This is a genomic window from Sciscionella sediminilitoris, assembly GCF_000737195.2.
GTDB classification, from domain to species: domain Bacteria; phylum Actinomycetota; class Actinomycetes; order Mycobacteriales; family Pseudonocardiaceae; genus Sciscionella; species Sciscionella sediminilitoris.
The window spans coordinates 1-14,938 of sequence record NZ_JALM01000020.1 but is presented as its reverse complement, the minus strand read 5'-3'; the positions used below and the strand labels follow the sequence as shown (position 1 = coordinate 14,938).

The following is a 14,938-nucleotide window of genomic DNA, read 5'->3' as shown; positions in this document are numbered from 1 at the left end:
ACGACGACGCGAAGGGGTGGATACGTCGATGGTTGAGACGGTCCAAAAAGGAGGAACCGGACGTCGCGGAAAGGCCATCGGTATCTCGATAGCCGCCGCGGTCGGTGGTTTTCTCTTCGGTTTCGATTCCTCGGTGATCAACGGGGCTGTCGATGCGCTCGGTGCGCACTTCCAGCTCGGCTCGTTCCTCTCCGGATTCGTGGTCTCGATCGCCCTGCTCGGCTGCGCGGTCGGCGCTTGGTACGCGGGGCGGCTCGCGGACAGCTGGGGCAGGCGGCGGGTGATGGTGCTCGGCGCCGCCATGTTCGTGATCAGCTCGGTCGGTTCGGCGCTCGCGTTCTCGGTGCCCGATCTGCTGGTGTGGCGGGTTATCGGCGGACTCGGTATCGGGATCGCCTCGGTGATCGCGCCCGCCTACATCTCCGAGGTGGCACCCGCGGCCGGTCGCGGGGCGCTCGGTTCGCTGCAGCAGCTGGCGATCACCATCGGCCAGCTCGTGGTGCTCAGCTCCAACAAGGGGCTCGCGGGCGCGGCGGGTGGTGCCTCCCGGGAACTGTGGCTCGGCATGCCCGCCTGGCGCTGGATGTTCCTCGTCGGCGTGGTTCCCGCCCTCGTGTACGGGGTGCTCGCCTACCTGATCCCGGAATCACCCCGGTTCCTCGTGCTCAAGGGCAAGCTCGGTGAAGCCGCCACGGTGCTCGGCAGGGTCACCGGGGAAGCCGATCCGGACGCGAAGGCCGAGGAGATCGCCGAAACGCTGCGCAACGAACACCGCAGCACCTTCCGCGACATTCGCGGCCCCCGGTTCGGCCTGCACCCGCTGGTCTGGGTCGGCATCATCATGGCCGCGTTCCAGCAGCTCGTCGGTATCAACGCGATCTTCTACTACTCCACCACGCTGTGGAAATCGGTCGGGTTCAGCGAATCCGACTCGTTCACCACCTCGGTGATCACCGCGGGCGTGAACGTGGTGATGACCGTGGTCTCCATGCTCTTCGTGGACCGGATCGGGCGGCGGAAACTGCTCACCATCGGTTCGCTCGGTATGTTCGCCTCGCTGCTGCTCACCGCGATCGCCTTCTCCCAGCAGATGGGCAGCGGCTCCGATGTCTCGCTGCCCGGTGCCGCCGGACCGCTCGCGCTCATCGGGGCCAACGCCTTCGTGGTGTTCTTCGCGCTCTCCTGGGGCCCGATCCTGTGGATCATGCTCGCCGAGATGTTCCCGAACCGGATGCGTGCCATGGCCCTGGCGATCGGGACCGCGGCGAACTGGATCTTCAACTTCATCGTCACCTTCGCCTTCGAGCCGATGACCAGCGAGGTCGGCCTTTCCTGGCTCTACGGCGCGTTCGCCTTCTTCGCCCTGCTCTCGTTCTTCTTCGTGCTGCGCAAGGTTCCGGAGACCAAGCAGCGCGAGCTCGAGTCCATGACCGGCGAGACCTACCAGCGTGCAGGCTAGGGCGCGTCTGACAATGCCGTGGCCTGCTGCGCTATGACGTCGGCCGCGTGCCATTCAGCCTTTCGCTTCGAGGTGCGGGATCGGGTCAGGCGCGCAGTGCGTCGAGCACGGTGCGGATCAGCGGATGCCCTTCGCGGCCACGCTCCACGGCGGCGAACACCCGGCGCTCCGGCGGATTGGGGGAGACCGGGAGCACCGCGACCGGGTAATCGGTGCCGATCGCGGTGCGGGGCACGAGCGCGACCCCGGCTCCCGCGGCGACGAGCGCGGTGACCGCGTGGAAATCGTCGCAGGAGTGGGTGATCCGCGGGAGGAAACCCGCGTGCTCGCAACAGGTCTGGGCGACAGCGCGGCACGGGTTGTCCGGTAGCGGGGCGATCCATTCCTCCTCGCGCAGCGCCTCGACGGCGATCCGCTCTCCGGCCGCGAGCGGGTGCCCCGGCGGGAGCACGGCGTCGAACGGTTCGGCGTAGAGCGGGAATCTGGTCAGCCGGGCGCTGTCGATCTGCGCGGTGGCCCGGTATTCCATGGAGATCGCGATATCGATCTCCCCGGAGAGCAGTTGCAGCAGGCTGGTGTGCGCCTCGGCATCGTGCACCACGATCCGCACCCCGGGGGAGTGCTGGCGCAGTGTGCCGATGGCGTTGGCCACGACCTGGGTGATCGCGGAGGCGAACGAGGCGAGGTGCACGGTGCCGATGGTGCCCTCGGCGCAGGCGGCGAGCGTCGCCTCGGCGCGTTCCAGTTCGGCCAGCACCGCCTTGGCGTGTTCGGCGAGCAGTTCCCCGGCCGCGGTCAGCTGCACCCGCCGCCCGTGCCTGGACAGCAGCGCCTGCCCCGCCTCGTGTTCCAGCGCGCCGAGCTGCTGGGACACCGCGGACGGGGTCAGATGCAGCGCCTCGGCGGCCGCGCGCACCGTGCCGTGGTCGGCGAGGGCGCGCAGCACCTGGAGCCGTCGGGGGTCGATCACCCCGGGATGTTATGTCATCTTGTTGCGCGCCGCGACGAAGGCGGCGACCGCGCGCTCGATGTCCGCCTCGGTGTGCGCGGCCGACATCTGGGTACGGATGCGCGCCTTGCCCTTCGGCACGACCGGATAGGAGAACCCGATCACGTACACGCCCTCGGCGAGCAGCAGATCGGCCATCCGCGCGGCCTCGGCGGCGTCCCCGATCATCACCGGGATGATCGGGTGTTCACCGGGCAGCAGGTCGAAGCCCTCTTCGGCCATCCGGGAACGGAAGTGGGAGCTGTTGTCCCGCAAGCGTTTCCGTAGGTCTTCGGAAGAGGAGATCAGGTCGAGCGCGGCGAGCGCGGCCGCGGTGATCGAGGGGGCGAGCGAGTTCGAGAACAGGTACGGCCGGGAACGCTGGCGCAGCAGCTCCACGATCTCGGCGTGTGCGGAGATGTAGCCACCGCTGGCCCCGCCGAGGGCCTTGCCGAGGGTGCCGCTGAGGATGTCGACCTTCTCGGTCACGCCGAACAGCTCCGGGGTGCCCGCCCCGGTCTCCCCGGTGAACCCGACCGCGTGCGAATCGTCGACCATCACCAGCGCGCCGTGTTTCTCGGCCAGTGCGCAGATCTCGTCCAGCGGGGCGAGATAACCGTCCATGGAGAACACGCCGTCGGTCACGATCAGGCGGGTCCGCGCATCGGCGTGCTCGGTGAGCAGGCGCTCCAGGTCGGCCATGTCCCGGTTGCGGTAGCGGGCGCGGCGCGCCTTGCACAGCCGCACACCGTCGATGATGCTCGCGTGGTTGAGCTCATCGGAGATCACCACGTCCTGTTCGGAGAGCAGGGTCTCGAACAGCCCGCCGTTCGCGTCGAAGCAGGAGCTGTACAGGATCGTGTCCTCGGTGCCGAGCCACGCCGAAAGACGCCGCTCCAATTCCTTGTGCGGGGCCTGGGTTCCGCAGATGAACCGCACCGAGGCCATGCCGAAACCCCACTCGTCGAGCGCGGATTTCGCGGCCTCGATCAGCGCGGGATGATCGGCGAGGCCGAGGTAGTTGTTCGCGCAGAAGTTCAGCACCTCGGCCTTGCCGACCCCGATCAGCGCGCGCTGCGGGGAATCGAGCACCCGCTCGTCTTTGTACAGCCCGCCTTCGCGGATCTCGGCGAGTTCGGCGCGCACCACATCGGCGTTCGCGTACATGGAAATGCTCCTCCTAGCGTGTCCAGTCGAGGATGACCTTGCCACAGTGCCCGCCGCGCGCGGTCTCGAACGCCTCGGCGTATTCGGTGTGGTCGAAGCGGTGCGTGATCACCGGTGAGAGATCGAGCCCGGACTGCAGCAGCACCGACATGGAGTACCAGGTCTCGAACATCTCGCGGCCGTAGATTCCTTTGATGGTCAGCATTTTGAGCACCACCGCGCTCCAGTCGATCGCGAACTCGGCCGCGGGAAGGCCCAGCATCGCCACCCGCCCGCCGTGCGAGCAGTTCACGATGATCTCGCGCACCGCGGAGGGCTGCCCGGAGATCTCCATGGCCACGTCGAAGCCCTCGCGCATGCCGAGCTCGCGCTGCGCCTCGGCCACGGTCGTCTCGGCCACGTTCACCGCGAGGTCCACGCCGACCTTGTGCGCGAGTTCGAGCCGGTGCTCGCTGATATCGGTGATCACCACATTGCGCGCGCCCGCGTGCCGCGCGACGGCCGCCGCCATCAGCCCGATCGGTCCGGCCCCGGTGATCAGCACGTCCTCGCCGACGACCGGGAAACTCAGCGCGGTGTGCACCGCATTGCCGAACGGGTCGAAGATCGCGGCGACGTCCGGATCGACCTGCTGGCGGTGCACCCAGATGTTCTGCTCGGGAAGCACGGTGAGTTCGGCGAAGGCCCCCTGGCGCTGCACCCCGAGGCCGATCGTGTTCGCGCACAGATGCCTGCGTCCGGCGAGGCAGTTGCGGCAGGTCCCGCAGACCAGGTGCCCTTCGCCGCTGACGAAGTCGCCGACCGCGGTCTTGGTGACCCCGGCGCCGATCGCCTCGACCGTCCCGCAGAACTCGTGGCCGAGCACCAGGGGAGCCTGCACCGTCCGCGCCGCCCAGTCGTCCCAGGCGTCGATGTGCAGATCCGTGCCGCAGATCCCGGTCCGCATGACCCGGACCAGCACCTCACCGGGCCCTGGTTCCGGATCCGGTACCTCGGTCAGCTCCAGGCCAGGCCCGGCCTCCGCTTTCAGCAGTGCGCGCACCGCGACTCCGTTCCCTCGTGTTGCTGCCGAGTCTGTCCGGGTGCGCACCGCGCGTCCATCACGATGTTCTGTATAGCCTGGTAAGCGGGGCTGTACAGCGGAGCGTGGTTGCCGAGCCCTCTCTGCAGAGAAAGGTCTGCAGAGGAACGGCTGCAGAGAAAATTCTGCACTCGGCCGCGCGCATCCGGCCCATTACTCCTAGGCTTGTGGCATGCGCCTGCTTCCGATCGGAAAGGTCGCCGAACAGTTCGGGGTCCGTGGCTCGACTTTGCGCTACTACGAGGAACTCGGGCTGCTTTCCGCACCGGTGCGCAGGGGTGGCAGGCGCTACTACGACGACACGCTGCTGCGCAGGCTGGCGCTCATCCAGGTGTACGCGGACAGCGGGCTCACCCTGCGCCAGATCAAGGAGATCCTGGACAGCGAGGACAGCAGCGAACGGTTCCACGAGGTGCTCACCGAGCATCGGGACCGGCTCACCGAGCAGATCGCGCGCGCCACCGAGGCGAAAGCGACCATCGAGCACCACCTGACGTGTTCGGCGGAGTTCCCGATGCGCTGCGCGTGGTGGGAGGACCACCTGCAGGCGATCGTGGACCGGAAGACGGGCCCGTAGCGCGCGGGCGCAGCAACCGGCAGGCGAGCGCCCCGGCGCCGAGGCCGATGAGCCCGGCGAGCAGGGCCGCCGCGTGCAGTCCCGTGGTCCGTTCCGCGCCGTACTGGTGGAACACCGAGGTGAGTACGGCGATGCCGAGGGTGAGCCCGATCTGCCGGGCGCAGTTGGCCGCGGCGGAGGCGACCCCGCTGCGCGAGGCGGGCGCGGCGGCCATGGCGATGGCGGGCAGGACCGGAGAGACCAGGCCCGCGCCCGCGCCGGTCAGGATCAGTCCGGCGAGCAGGCTCGGCCAGGAGCCGTCCCTGGCGAACATCCAGGCGAGCGCGCCGATCCCGACGAGGACCGTGCCGCCGCCGAGGCTCAGGCGCGGGGCGAGCTGGTGCAGTCTGCTGCCGAGCAGCCCGGAGGTGGCGAAGAAGACGAGCGGTTGCACCGTGAGCACCAGGGCGGTGGACAGCGCATCGAGCCGGGCGCTGCCCTCCAGCCACAGGGACAGCACCGGGAGCCCGCCGAACCCGGCGAGGTAGTAGCCGAACGCGGCGAGCAGGGTGCCGTTGAAGCCGGGTTTGCGCAACAGGCCGAGATCGAACATCGGATGCGCGCTGCGCCGCTGGGTGTACCGGAAAGCGAGCAGGGCGAGGATTCCAGCGGCGAACCCGCAGAGGGCACGCATCGAACCCCAGCCCTGTTCCCCGCCGCTGATGATGCCGAAGGTGAACCCGGTCGCGGCGAGGGAGAAGGTGAGGATTCCCGGATAGTCGACCGCGGAACGGCCGCGCTGTTCGGCGGGCAGGACCGCGGCGGAGAGGGCGAGGGTGAGCAACGCGAGCGGGGCCCCGCCGTAGAACATCCACGGCCAGGAGAGGAACTGGGTGAGCACCCCGCCCGCGATATTGCCGAGCCCCGCGGCGGCGCCGGCGACCGCGCCCCACACCGCGAAGGCGATTCCCTTGCGGTGCCCCGAATACACGCTCCCGATCAGTGGTACCAGGGTGGCGAACATGGCCGCCCCCGCGATTCCCTGCACCGCGCGGGCGAGGATCAGCACCGTCACGTTCCCGGCGAGCCCGCAGCCGAGCGAGGCGAGCGCGAACAGGCCGAGCCCGGCGAGATAGAGCCGGTTGCGGCCGAGCACATCCCCGAGCGAGCCCATGCCGAGCAGCAGACCGGCGAGCGCGAGCGTGTACACATCCACAACCCATTGCAGGGAACCGAAATCCGCACCGAGCGCGGTACCGATGTCCGGCATGGCGACCGTGACGATGGTGGAATAGACCAGCAGCAGAAAGGTGCCGAGGCAGGTCGCGATCAAGGGCAGCCAGATGCGCACTACGGAATTCCTTCGCAGAACGTGAACCGAGTGTGGTGGTCGCCCGTGGTGGGAGCGGGTCATTTCGGGACGCGCTCAGGCTGCCAGTTCAAGTGCGCTTGAAGTCAAGGCGTGACGGGTGCGCGAGATCACGTATCTTCTTAAGTTAGGCTTACCTAATATATCGAGCATGGAACGTTCTCTTCGCGTCGCCGTGGTGGGAGCCGGTCCCGCGGGCATCTACGCGGCCGACAACCTGCTCAAAGCCGAGACCAGCTGCGAAGTCGACCTGTTCGAGCGGTTGCCCGCCCCGTTCGGCCTCGTCCGCTACGGGGTCGCGCCGGATCACCCGCGTATCAAGGGAATCGTGAACGCGCTGCACAACGTGCTGGACAAGCCCGGGGTGCGGTTGTTCGGCAATGTCGAGTTCGGCGCGGACATCAAGCTCGAGGACCTCCGCTCCTTCTACGATGCGGTGATCTTCTCGACCGGTGCGGACGCCGATCGCGCGCTGGAGATCCCCGGGATCGAACTGCCCGGCAGCTACGGCGCCGCGGACTTCGTCTCCTGGTACGACGGGCACCCGGACGTATCCAGGGAATGGCCGCTGGAGGCCGAATCGGTCGCGGTGATCGGCGCGGGAAACGTCGCGCTGGACGTGGCGCGGATCCTCGCCAAGACCGCGGACGAGTTGCTGTACACCGAGATTCCGTACAACGTCTACCAGGGGCTCGCCGCGAGCAAGGTGCGGGAGGTGCACGTGTTCGGCAGGCGCGGCCCGGCGCAGGCCAAGTTCACCCCGCTCGAACTGCGCGAGCTCGATCACTCGCCGAACGTCGAGGTGATCGTGGATCCCGAGGACATCGAGTTCGACGACGGATCGGTGGCCGAACTGCGCTCGAACCGGCAGGCCGAGATGGTCACGAAAACCCTGCAGGAGTGGGCGATCCGGGAACCGGGGGACCGGCCGAACCGGCTGTACCTGCACTTCCTGCACGCCCCGGACGAGGTGCTCGGCGGTGACCGGGTGACCGGTCTGCGCACCGAGCGGATGGAACTGGATGGCACCGGGAACGTGCGCGGCACCGGGCGCTACCGGGAATGGCAGGTCGGCCAGGTGTACCGCGCGGTCGGGTACCTTTCCGCGCACCTGCCCGAGATTCCTTTCGACCACCGGAACGGGACCATTCCGCACGAGCGGGGCAGGGTGCTCGACATGGACGGCCAGCAGCTGCGCGGGGTGTACACGACCGGCTGGATCAAACGCGGACCGGTCGGGCTGATCGGGCACACCAAGGGGGACGCGCTCGAGACGATCACCAGTCTGCTCGAGGACCGGCAGGGTCTCGTCCCGGCCGAGGAACCGGATCCCGATGCGGTGGAACAGTTCCTGCTCGCCAAGGGATGCGAGTACACCACCTGGGACGGCTGGCGCCAGCTCGACGGGCACGAACGCGAGCTCGGCGCGGCCAGGGGAAGGGAACGGATCAAAGTCGTCGAACGGGCGGAGATGGTGCGGGTCTCCCAAACACTGCGCCCGTAGCAACACCTGTTCGCGCGCGGGGTGGTGCGGTGCCGATGGCCCGCACCATCACGCATGTCAGCCCCCGGCCGTGAACCGGGCGAGATAGGCGAGGCTGGGGCCGCGATGCGTGGTCATCCGCAGCCCGTGGGAATCGGCCATCCGGCGCAGCCGGGAACGCGGAATCCAGTGCCGGTCGAAGAATTCGCCGACGACCAGCCTGCCCTGCGGGGTGAGTACCCGGGCCGCCTCGCCGAGGACGGCGTGCTGATCGGGGATCTCGCCGAGCGCGGTGACGAGGTAGACCGCGTCGAAGCAGCCGTCGGCGAAAGGCAGCTCGCGCGCATCGGCCCGGGTCGCGGTGATGTTGTCGATACCCCGGTCCTGCGCGCGCCGTTGCACGTGATCGAGCATGTCCTGCTGGATGTCCACGATGTCCAGCCCGCCGCGCGGGCCGAGCGCGGGTGCCACGTGCAGCGCCTGCAATCCCGTTCCCGGGCCGATCTCCAGGATGCGCTCCCCGGGGCGCGGATCGAGCACGGCATCCAGCTGTTTGGCACCGAGCATGGGCAGCGGCAGATCGAGCAGCCAGCGTTGCGCGTACGGGTAGGGAGCGCGGTCGCCGAACCACCAAGCGGCGGCACCGGCCGCTGCGGCACCGGCGAGCAGGCCGACGTGGATTTTTCTCATGCCCCGATCATCCCGGTCTGCGTCCGGTGGGCGCATCGGGGGATATCCCGTAGGCTGCTCCCTGGGAATACGGCCGAGGGGCTGGGACATGATGGGGCAGGGACATGGGGCACGAGCTGGATCGTCGGGAGGCCGAGCTGTGGTTCCGCCGTCGCGGACTGCCGTCGATCGTGCGCGGCAAGGCCGGCGGTCTGCTGGTGCGCCTGGTTCCCGGGCTGGTGTGCGTCGGGCTCCTCGAAATACTGCTCATCGTGCTGGGGCTGACCGCGGGATCGGACTTCGCCGAGCGCATGGAAGACGACTGGTTCGTCTTGCTCTACGCGCTCCTGCTGCTGTGCCTTCCGGTCCTGCCGTTACTCGGCTCCTGGCTGGTGTCCGGCTGGGTGCGGGCCCGGATTCTGCGCGGTGGCGGGATTCCGGTCGCCATCGCGGCACTGGTGCTGTTCGTGCTCGCGGTCCCGTTCATGCTGCTGCTCGACAGTCCCCGTGACATCGGGTACGGCTTCGGGATCCAGCTCGTGCTCGCTGCGGTGATCGCGGGGCTGTGCCTGCTCGGTGCGGGTTCGGTGCTCGCCTGGGCATCCCGGGCGGCCGTGCGCCAGACCAAGACCCTCGGCACGCTCACCACGCGGGCGCTGCCGCTGCTGCTGTTGTTCAACGTGCTGGGCTTCCTGAACAACGAGGTGTGGCAGATGGCCGGATCGCTGAGCCGCGCGGAGATGTGGCGGGTCGTCGGGCTGTTCGCGGCGGTCGGGGTGCTGTTCCTGATTTCCATGCTGCCCAAGGAATTGCACGCATTGCTCGACTCGCAGGCCATCGCCGACCGCGACGACCGGCTGCACGGCACCCCGTTCGCCGGGCACGAACGTCGCGGCGAGCGGATTCCGTTGCGGCGCGGGGAGCGGATCAACATGGTGCTCGTGCTCGCCGTCACCCAGGCCATGCAGGCGATCTACCTCGGCGCGCTGATGTTCGTGTTCTTCGTGCTGTTCGGAACCGCAGCCGTCAAACCCAAGGTCATGGAACAGTGGGGCGGGCACCCGCCGACCGAGGGAAAACTGTTCGGCATCCACACCGGGATATCCAACGAACTGCTCGACGTGTCCCTGTTCATCGCTGCCTTCTCCGCGCTCTACTTCGTCGCCTCCACCGCGACCGATGCGCTCTACCGCAGCACCTTCTTCGATCCGTTACGCGAACACATGGCGGTCAGCGTGGCCGCCCGCGACGCCTATCTCGCCCGCTGGGGAGCACCCAAGGGCGGATGAGTCGGGGCGCGAGGGCTCAGCGGTCGGAACCGAGGACATAGGCCAGCGATGCCCGGGCAGCCGTGGATGAGACATCCGTGGCCACGGACAGGAGCGCGGCGCGCCAGGCCGCGGCCAGGATGTCCGCGGCGGACGTCTTGCGCGGGGGGAGCAGCGGGCGCAGCGCGGCGGCGATCGGGTCCGTGCGCTCGACCGGCGGCTGCTCACCCAGGATCCGGCACACGGTGAACCGGTTCGCGGCGTCGAAGGCAACCAGGAGTGCGGCGCGTACCGCGGCGTGTCCGCGGCCTTCCACCGCCGCTGCGGCACCTTCCATGCGTTCTACGATCCGCTTCTCCATGTCCTCACGGACCGTGAGGTAGAGCCCGAGCTTCGAACCGAAGTGGTGGTACAGCGCGCCGGTGGTCACGCTCGCCTTACCGGCCAGTTCGACGACATTGACGTCCTCGTAGCCGGTGAGCTCGAACTGATGGATGGCCGCCTCGATGAGCCGGGCCTTCGCCGAGCCCGGAACCGGAACCCATTCGCGCATGGACCTCAGCATAACCTGTTGACGGGATTCCGTAATCGGTTTACGGTGCGATCGTATGAAGCTGACGTTCCTGTATCACCCCGTGAAGGACCTCAAGGAATCGGTCGCCTTCTACCGCGACACCCTCGGGCTGGAAGAATCCTGGCGTGAGGGCGAGACGACCGCCGCGTTCAAGCTTCCGGGGTCGGAGATCGAGCTGATGCTCGATGTGCCACCGGATTCCGGGCCGCAGTGGAAAGCGGGCGGCTTCTATGCGGTCGAGAGCGTGGACGCTTTCCGGCGGGAACATCCCGAACTCGACTGGCGGGGCGAGATCGAGATACCGGACGGCAACGGGGCGACTTTCATGGACCCGGCGGGCAACGCCGTGCATCTTTTCGATCAGACGGCCGCCGGATCCGAATAGCAGTTGCCGCGAAGCCGCCGATCCCGGCTGTCACGCCACCGATGTACGCCCTGACGATGGCGCGGGGTGTGGTACCGCTTCGCGCCGGCAACGAGCCGAGCCAGTCCAGGGCCCGTTCGGTTTCCTCGTCGGGGAAAACGCGGACGGGGCACGGCATCCACGAACCGATACCGCGGGTGGACCCGCGTATCCACCCCTTGTCGGTGACGACCGCGCAGCCGTCGAGAATCGGCAGATAGCGCAGGCCCAGCCGGGCATCCGCCCACAGAGCTCCCGCGGTCAGCCGCCGGAATTCCGGCCCACAGCGGTACAGTAGGCGTAGCCGCGTTCCCGTGCCGGTCACCTGGTCGACCAGGGGTGTGAAGACTTCGTCGTAGTCGTGTCCGGTGACCACCCCGAGCGCGTCCAGGGCCTGTACCCCGTGGGGAAGTTCGCTCAGTCGCTGCAGCATCACGGTCTCCCTCCGCCAGCGATCGAGTGGAGCCAGGCGGATCATTCTACGCGTGTCTCGGCTCGCCGGTATCTTCTCGAGTAGCTTGTCGCGCCGCGGCAGACCTTGACCCGGACCTTCGACGGCGGATACGTTGATCAAAAGAGGTCAGACCTCAGTCCTCAATGTGGAGGTCGGATGAGCCTGAAGATCGTCGGCGCCTGGCTTGTGCTGAACGTTGTCGTGCTCGTGTTGTACACGGTGATCCCGCCGTTGCTGTTCAACGACGGTGCGGGACGGATTCTCGGGATGCCCGAGATGTTGTTCTGGTTCACCCTCCTGCCGATCACGATCCCCGGCTTGATGGCGATGCTGTATCTGGTCGATCGCAGACTGATGCGCGCGGTGCGGCGTGGGGGTGCACGATGAGCCCACTGCTGATTCTGCTGCTCGGTCTGGTGCTGACGTTCGGCGTGCTGGTCGCCGGTGGTTACGCGGGGCGGCGCAAGACCGACAATCTGGAAGGCTGGCTCGTCGATCACCGGGGCATGGGTTCGGTGTTGCTGTGGTTCCTGCTCGGCAGTGAGATCTACACGGCCTTCACGTTCCAGGGACTCGCCGGGTATTCGTACACGAAGGGCGCCGCCGGGTTCTACAACGTCGCGCAGAACGACGTGGCCTACGCGATCGCGTTCCTGGTCCTGCCCTGTATCTGGGTGCTCGGCAAGAAGTACGGCTATGTGACGCAGGCGGATTTCGTCGCGCACCGTTACAACAGCAAGGCGCTCGGTGTTTTCGTCGCGCTGTCCACCGCGTTGATCATGATCGCCTACATCGATCTGAACATCACCGGTCTCGCCGCCATTTTCCGAGTTCTCGGGGACGGTTCGATATCACCGATCGTCGGCAATGTACTGGCCTTCGCGGTGCTCGCGTGCGCGATATTCATCGGCGGGATCCGGGGAAACGCGATCCAGTCGGTGGCCAAGGACCTGCTGATGTTCGCCGCGGTGGTCGCGGTCTTCGTGGTGGTGCCGGTGCATTTCTTCGGCGGTTTCGGAGACATGTTCACCGCGTTCAGCACGAAGATCCCGCACTACTTCGAGCTTCCCTCGGCGACCGCGAAGGATCTCGGCCCGTTGTGGTTGATCACCACGGTGCTGATGACCGGAATGGGGCAGTGGATGTGGCCGCAGTGGTTCGGTACCGCGTTCACCGCCGCGACACCGCGCACGCTGAAGCGGCAGGCGGTCCTGATGCCCTTCTACCAGATCGTGAAGGTCGCGGTGCTGACGGTCGGATTCGCCGCGGTGCTCGCGTTCGGCACGGGCCTTGCCGGAAACGATGTGGTCATGCGGATCATGCGGGAGTTGTTCCCGGACTGGGCGCTGGTGCTGATCGTGGTCGCCGCGATGCTCTCGGCCATCGTGCCCGCCGGGCCGATCGTGATGACCTCGGCGAGCCTGCTTTCCCGCAATGTGGTGCAGGTCCTGCGCCCGGCGACCACTGATCGTTCGGTGTTCTGGCTGACCAAGGTGCTGGTGTTTCCGCTGACCGGGGCCGCGCTGGTGCTGACCATGCTCGCGCCATCGCTGATCGTGAACGTGCTACTGGTGGCGTATGCCCTGGTGACCCAGCTGTTCCCGGGCGTCGTGATCGGCGGGATCTTCTGGCGGCGGGCGAGCAAACAGGGCATGCTCGCCGGTCTGCTCACCGGCTGGGTGCTCTGTGGAGTGCTGCTGTTGAGCGGGAACGATCCGGTGTTCGGGATCAACGCCGGGCTGATTGCGCTGGCCGCGAACATCGTGGTGTTCGTGGTGGTGAGCCTGCTGACCGCGCCTTCGCCGAACACACAGCGGTTCGCGGATACGGTCGAGGAGATGGCCGCGGAGTCGGCGTGAACCTCACGCTCGCCGCGGTCCTGATGGGATTCGCCGCTGTGCTCGGTGGGGCGACCGGCTTCGGCAGTTCCCTGGTGTCCACGCCACTGCTGCTGCTCGCCGGATTCGCCCTGCCGCAGGTGGTTCCGCTGAACCTGACGGCCACCCTCGTGACAAGGCTCGCCGTGCTCGTGCGGCTGCGTGGTTCGGTGAACTGGCCGAGGGTGGCGCTGCTCGGCGTGGCGAGTCTGCCGGGCGCGTGCATTGGCGCGCTGACCGTGCACCTGGTTCCGGCCCGGTACCTCAAGATCGCCGCGGGCGTACTCGTGGTGCTGGCGGGACTGCGAATGCTGATCAGGATGCCCGCCCGGGCAGGCGGCGGGCGGGTGCGTCCGGTCGTGGCAGGTGTGATCGGCGGTTACCTGTCCACGACCACTTCGCTGAACGGGATACCGCCCGCTTTGCTGTTGACCGCATCCGATGTGCCGCAGCGGAACTTCCTCGCCGATCTCGCGGGTTTCTTCGTCTGCTGCAACGCGATCTCCCTCGCGGTGCTGGCCTTTCAGGGCGCGGTTCCCGCCGAGGTGCTGTTGCCCGCGCTGCCCGTCCTCACGGGGGCCGCGGTGCTCGGCAATCTGCTCGGCGGATTCGTCGGCGAACGGCTGCCACCGGTGCTGTTCCGCAGGCTCGTGGTGGCGCTGATCGTGGTTTCCGGTCTGGTGACGGTCATCGGGGCGTTCTGAGGCTCAGGCGGGTATCGCCACGCCGAGCCGCCGTGCCCATGCGGACAACTCCGCTGCCGTGTTCTCGGCCAGTTCCAACGGGGTTCGCTCGGCCAGTTCCTCGGGGAGGACACGGGATCCGCCCGGCAGCCTGCCACCGCTCGCTTGTACCGATGCGGCCAGCCGGTCGAGCCGTAGAGCCGCCTCCGGGCCGCCGAACCGTGCCGGGTCGACGGCGATCAACATGTGCCCGATCCGTTGCGGCTGCGCCGAATCCTCCGGAGCGAACATATCGGGGACCTCGGCGGAGAGATTCGGCCCCGCGACACCGCCGGCGAACGCTTCGACGAGCAAGGCGAGGGCGAACCCCTTCGCGCCGCCGAGCGGGGAGAGTAGGCCGTGCAGCGCGGCGGTCGGATCGGTGGTCGGCCTGCCTTCGGCATCGAGTGCCCAGCCTTCCGGCAATTCGGTACCCGAGGCGGCGCGGGCGGCGATCTTCCCCCGCGCGACCGTGCTCGTCGCCATGTCCACAATGGATGGACGAGGCCGCGCGGGGATGCCCGCGGCGATGGGGGAGGTGGACAGCAGTGGTTCGGTGGCGCCCCAGGCGGGCATCACGGCGGGCCCGTTGGAGAAGGCGATGGTCAACTGTCCGCGGCGGAGCCCGGGAACGGTGTAGAGACCGAGCGCCCCGCAGTGACCGGAATCGGCCACGCTGACCGCCGCGATGCCGTACTGCGCCGTACGGTCGGTCAGTTCCGCCGCGGCCTCCCACAACTGCCAGTGCCCGAGTCCGCCGCCACCGCGCAGTGCGAGTAGCGGGCCGGAATCGGTGACGACCTCCAGCTCGGCATCGGCGGGGTAACCGCCGGCGAGCATGCGGCGCAGGTAGTACGGCAGCCGCCGC

At 68.0% G+C, this 14,938-nt stretch carries 15 protein-coding genes and 1 pseudogene; 8 read left to right on the top strand and 8 right to left on the bottom strand.

Annotated features, from left to right (window positions below; all coding sequences use genetic code 11):
* Window positions 1–28: 28 nt before the first annotated feature.
* Window positions 29–1,459, top strand: coding sequence for a sugar porter family MFS transporter (locus AD72_RS10060; RefSeq protein WP_031466181.1), 1,431 nt, complete (start codon window positions 29–31; stop codon window positions 1,457–1,459).
* Window positions 1,460–1,544: 85 nt separating this feature from the next.
* On the opposite strand, the gene AD72_RS10055 is transcribed toward AD72_RS10060, so the two are convergent.
* From AD72_RS10055 to tdh, 3 genes are read right to left on the bottom strand one after another with little or no spacing between them, the layout of a single operon-like run.
* Window positions 1,545–2,429 carry a LysR family transcriptional regulator gene (locus tag AD72_RS10055; protein WP_031466180.1) on the bottom strand — a complete coding sequence of 295 codons (885 nt, stop codon included), beginning with the start codon at window positions 2,427–2,429 and terminating at the stop codon, window positions 1,545–1,547.
* A 9-nt stretch (window positions 2,430–2,438) separates the two neighbouring features.
* Window positions 2,439–3,614 carry a glycine C-acetyltransferase gene (locus tag AD72_RS10050; RefSeq protein ID WP_031466179.1) on the bottom strand — a complete coding sequence of 392 codons (1,176 nt, stop codon included), beginning with the start codon at window positions 3,612–3,614 and terminating at the stop codon, window positions 2,439–2,441.
* A gap of 13 nt (window positions 3,615–3,627) precedes the next feature.
* Window positions 3,628–4,656 (bottom strand): L-threonine 3-dehydrogenase, encoded by a 1,029-nt coding sequence (tdh, locus tag AD72_RS10045; RefSeq protein ID WP_031466178.1) that lies wholly within the window; start codon window positions 4,654–4,656, stop codon window positions 3,628–3,630.
* Window positions 4,657–4,867: 211 nt separating this feature from the next.
* Between tdh and AD72_RS37535 the strand changes: the two are divergent.
* Window positions 4,868–5,122 (top strand): annotated as a pseudogene (locus tag AD72_RS37535) (MerR family transcriptional regulator); the annotation flags it as partial.
* Between the two features lie 10 nt (window positions 5,123–5,132).
* Here AD72_RS37535 and AD72_RS10040 read toward each other — a convergent pair.
* Window positions 5,133–6,602 (bottom strand): MFS transporter, encoded by a 1,470-nt coding sequence (locus tag AD72_RS10040; RefSeq protein ID WP_037345304.1) that lies wholly within the window; start codon window positions 6,600–6,602, stop codon window positions 5,133–5,135.
* A 196-nt stretch (window positions 6,603–6,798) separates the two neighbouring features.
* Between AD72_RS10040 and AD72_RS10035 the strand changes: the two genes are divergently transcribed.
* Window positions 6,799–8,124: an FAD-dependent oxidoreductase gene (locus tag AD72_RS10035; protein WP_031466176.1), complete on the top strand. Its 1,326-nt coding sequence runs from the start codon at window positions 6,799–6,801 to the stop codon at window positions 8,122–8,124.
* A 57-nt stretch (window positions 8,125–8,181) separates the two neighbouring features.
* On the opposite strand, the gene AD72_RS10030 is transcribed toward AD72_RS10035, so the two are convergent.
* Window positions 8,182–8,793, bottom strand: a complete 612-nt coding sequence (locus AD72_RS10030) for a class I SAM-dependent methyltransferase (protein ID WP_031466175.1) — start codon at window positions 8,791–8,793, stop codon at window positions 8,182–8,184.
* A gap of 104 nt (window positions 8,794–8,897) precedes the next feature.
* Here AD72_RS10030 and AD72_RS10025 point away from each other — a divergent pair, with 104 nt between their 5' ends.
* The gene (locus AD72_RS10025) at window positions 8,898–10,061 is read left to right on the top strand and encodes a hypothetical protein (RefSeq protein WP_031466174.1); all 1,164 of its coding nucleotides are present in this window, start codon (window positions 8,898–8,900) and stop codon (window positions 10,059–10,061) included.
* A 16-nt stretch (window positions 10,062–10,077) separates the two neighbouring features.
* On the opposite strand, the gene AD72_RS10020 is transcribed toward AD72_RS10025, so the two are convergent.
* The gene (locus AD72_RS10020) at window positions 10,078–10,593 is read right to left on the bottom strand and encodes a TetR/AcrR family transcriptional regulator (RefSeq protein ID WP_037345354.1); all 516 of its coding nucleotides are present in this window, start codon (window positions 10,591–10,593) and stop codon (window positions 10,078–10,080) included.
* A 55-nt stretch (window positions 10,594–10,648) separates the two neighbouring features.
* On the opposite strand from AD72_RS10020, the gene AD72_RS10015 reads away from it, so the two are divergent.
* Window positions 10,649–10,999, top strand: a complete 351-nt coding sequence (locus AD72_RS10015; RefSeq protein WP_031466172.1) for a VOC family protein — start codon at window positions 10,649–10,651, stop codon at window positions 10,997–10,999.
* Here AD72_RS10015 and AD72_RS35535 read toward each other — a convergent pair.
* The gene (locus tag AD72_RS35535) at window positions 10,938–11,450 is read right to left on the bottom strand and encodes a SpoIIAA family protein (protein ID WP_082468872.1); all 513 of its coding nucleotides are present in this window, start codon (window positions 11,448–11,450) and stop codon (window positions 10,938–10,940) included. The genes AD72_RS10015 and AD72_RS35535 overlap by 62 nt on opposite strands.
* A 177-nt stretch (window positions 11,451–11,627) precedes the next feature.
* On the opposite strand from AD72_RS35535, the gene AD72_RS10010 reads away from it, so the two are divergent.
* From AD72_RS10010 to AD72_RS10000, 3 genes are read left to right on the top strand one after another with little or no spacing between them, the layout of a single operon-like run.
* Window positions 11,628–11,858 (top strand): hypothetical protein, encoded by a 231-nt coding sequence (locus AD72_RS10010; protein WP_037345301.1) that lies wholly within the window; start codon window positions 11,628–11,630, stop codon window positions 11,856–11,858.
* Window positions 11,855–13,330 carry a sodium:solute symporter family protein gene (locus tag AD72_RS10005; protein WP_037345300.1) on the top strand — a complete coding sequence of 492 codons (1,476 nt, stop codon included), beginning with the start codon at window positions 11,855–11,857 and terminating at the stop codon, window positions 13,328–13,330. Before AD72_RS10010 ends, AD72_RS10005 begins: the two co-directional genes overlap by 4 nt.
* On the top strand, window positions 13,327–14,052 hold the full coding sequence (locus tag AD72_RS10000; RefSeq protein ID WP_051898402.1) for a sulfite exporter TauE/SafE family protein: 726 nt from the start codon (window positions 13,327–13,329) through the stop codon (window positions 14,050–14,052). The genes AD72_RS10005 and AD72_RS10000 overlap by 4 nt, the downstream gene beginning before the upstream one ends.
* 3 nt (window positions 14,053–14,055) lie before the next feature.
* Here the strand turns inward: AD72_RS10000 and AD72_RS09995 are convergent.
* A partial coding sequence (locus AD72_RS09995; RefSeq protein WP_031466168.1) for an Ldh family oxidoreductase occupies window positions 14,056–14,938 on the bottom strand: 883 nt, incomplete at its 5' end.

Coding starts and splice junctions, on each gene's coding strand:
- AD72_RS10020 (WP_037345354.1), bottom strand. CDS start 10,593: ATGCGCGAATGGGTTCCGGTTCCGGGCTCGGCGAAGGCCCGGCTCATC.
- AD72_RS10015 (WP_031466172.1), top strand. CDS start 10,649: ATGAAGCTGACGTTCCTGTATCACCCCGTGAAGGACCTCAAGGAATCG.
- AD72_RS35535 (WP_082468872.1), bottom strand. CDS start 11,450: ATGCTGCAGCGACTGAGCGAACTTCCCCACGGGGTACAGGCCCTGGAC.
- AD72_RS10010 (WP_037345301.1), top strand. CDS start 11,628: ATGAGCCTGAAGATCGTCGGCGCCTGGCTTGTGCTGAACGTTGTCGTG.
- AD72_RS10060 (WP_031466181.1), top strand. CDS start 29: ATGGTTGAGACGGTCCAAAAAGGAGGAACCGGACGTCGCGGAAAGGCC.
- AD72_RS10050 (WP_031466179.1), bottom strand. CDS start 3,614: ATGTACGCGAACGCCGATGTGGTGCGCGCCGAACTCGCCGAGATCCGC.
- AD72_RS10030 (WP_031466175.1), bottom strand. CDS start 8,793: ATGAGAAAAATCCACGTCGGCCTGCTCGCCGGTGCCGCAGCGGCCGGT.
- AD72_RS10005 (WP_037345300.1), top strand. CDS start 11,855: ATGAGCCCACTGCTGATTCTGCTGCTCGGTCTGGTGCTGACGTTCGGC.
- AD72_RS10025 (WP_031466174.1), top strand. CDS start 8,898: ATGGGGCACGAGCTGGATCGTCGGGAGGCCGAGCTGTGGTTCCGCCGT.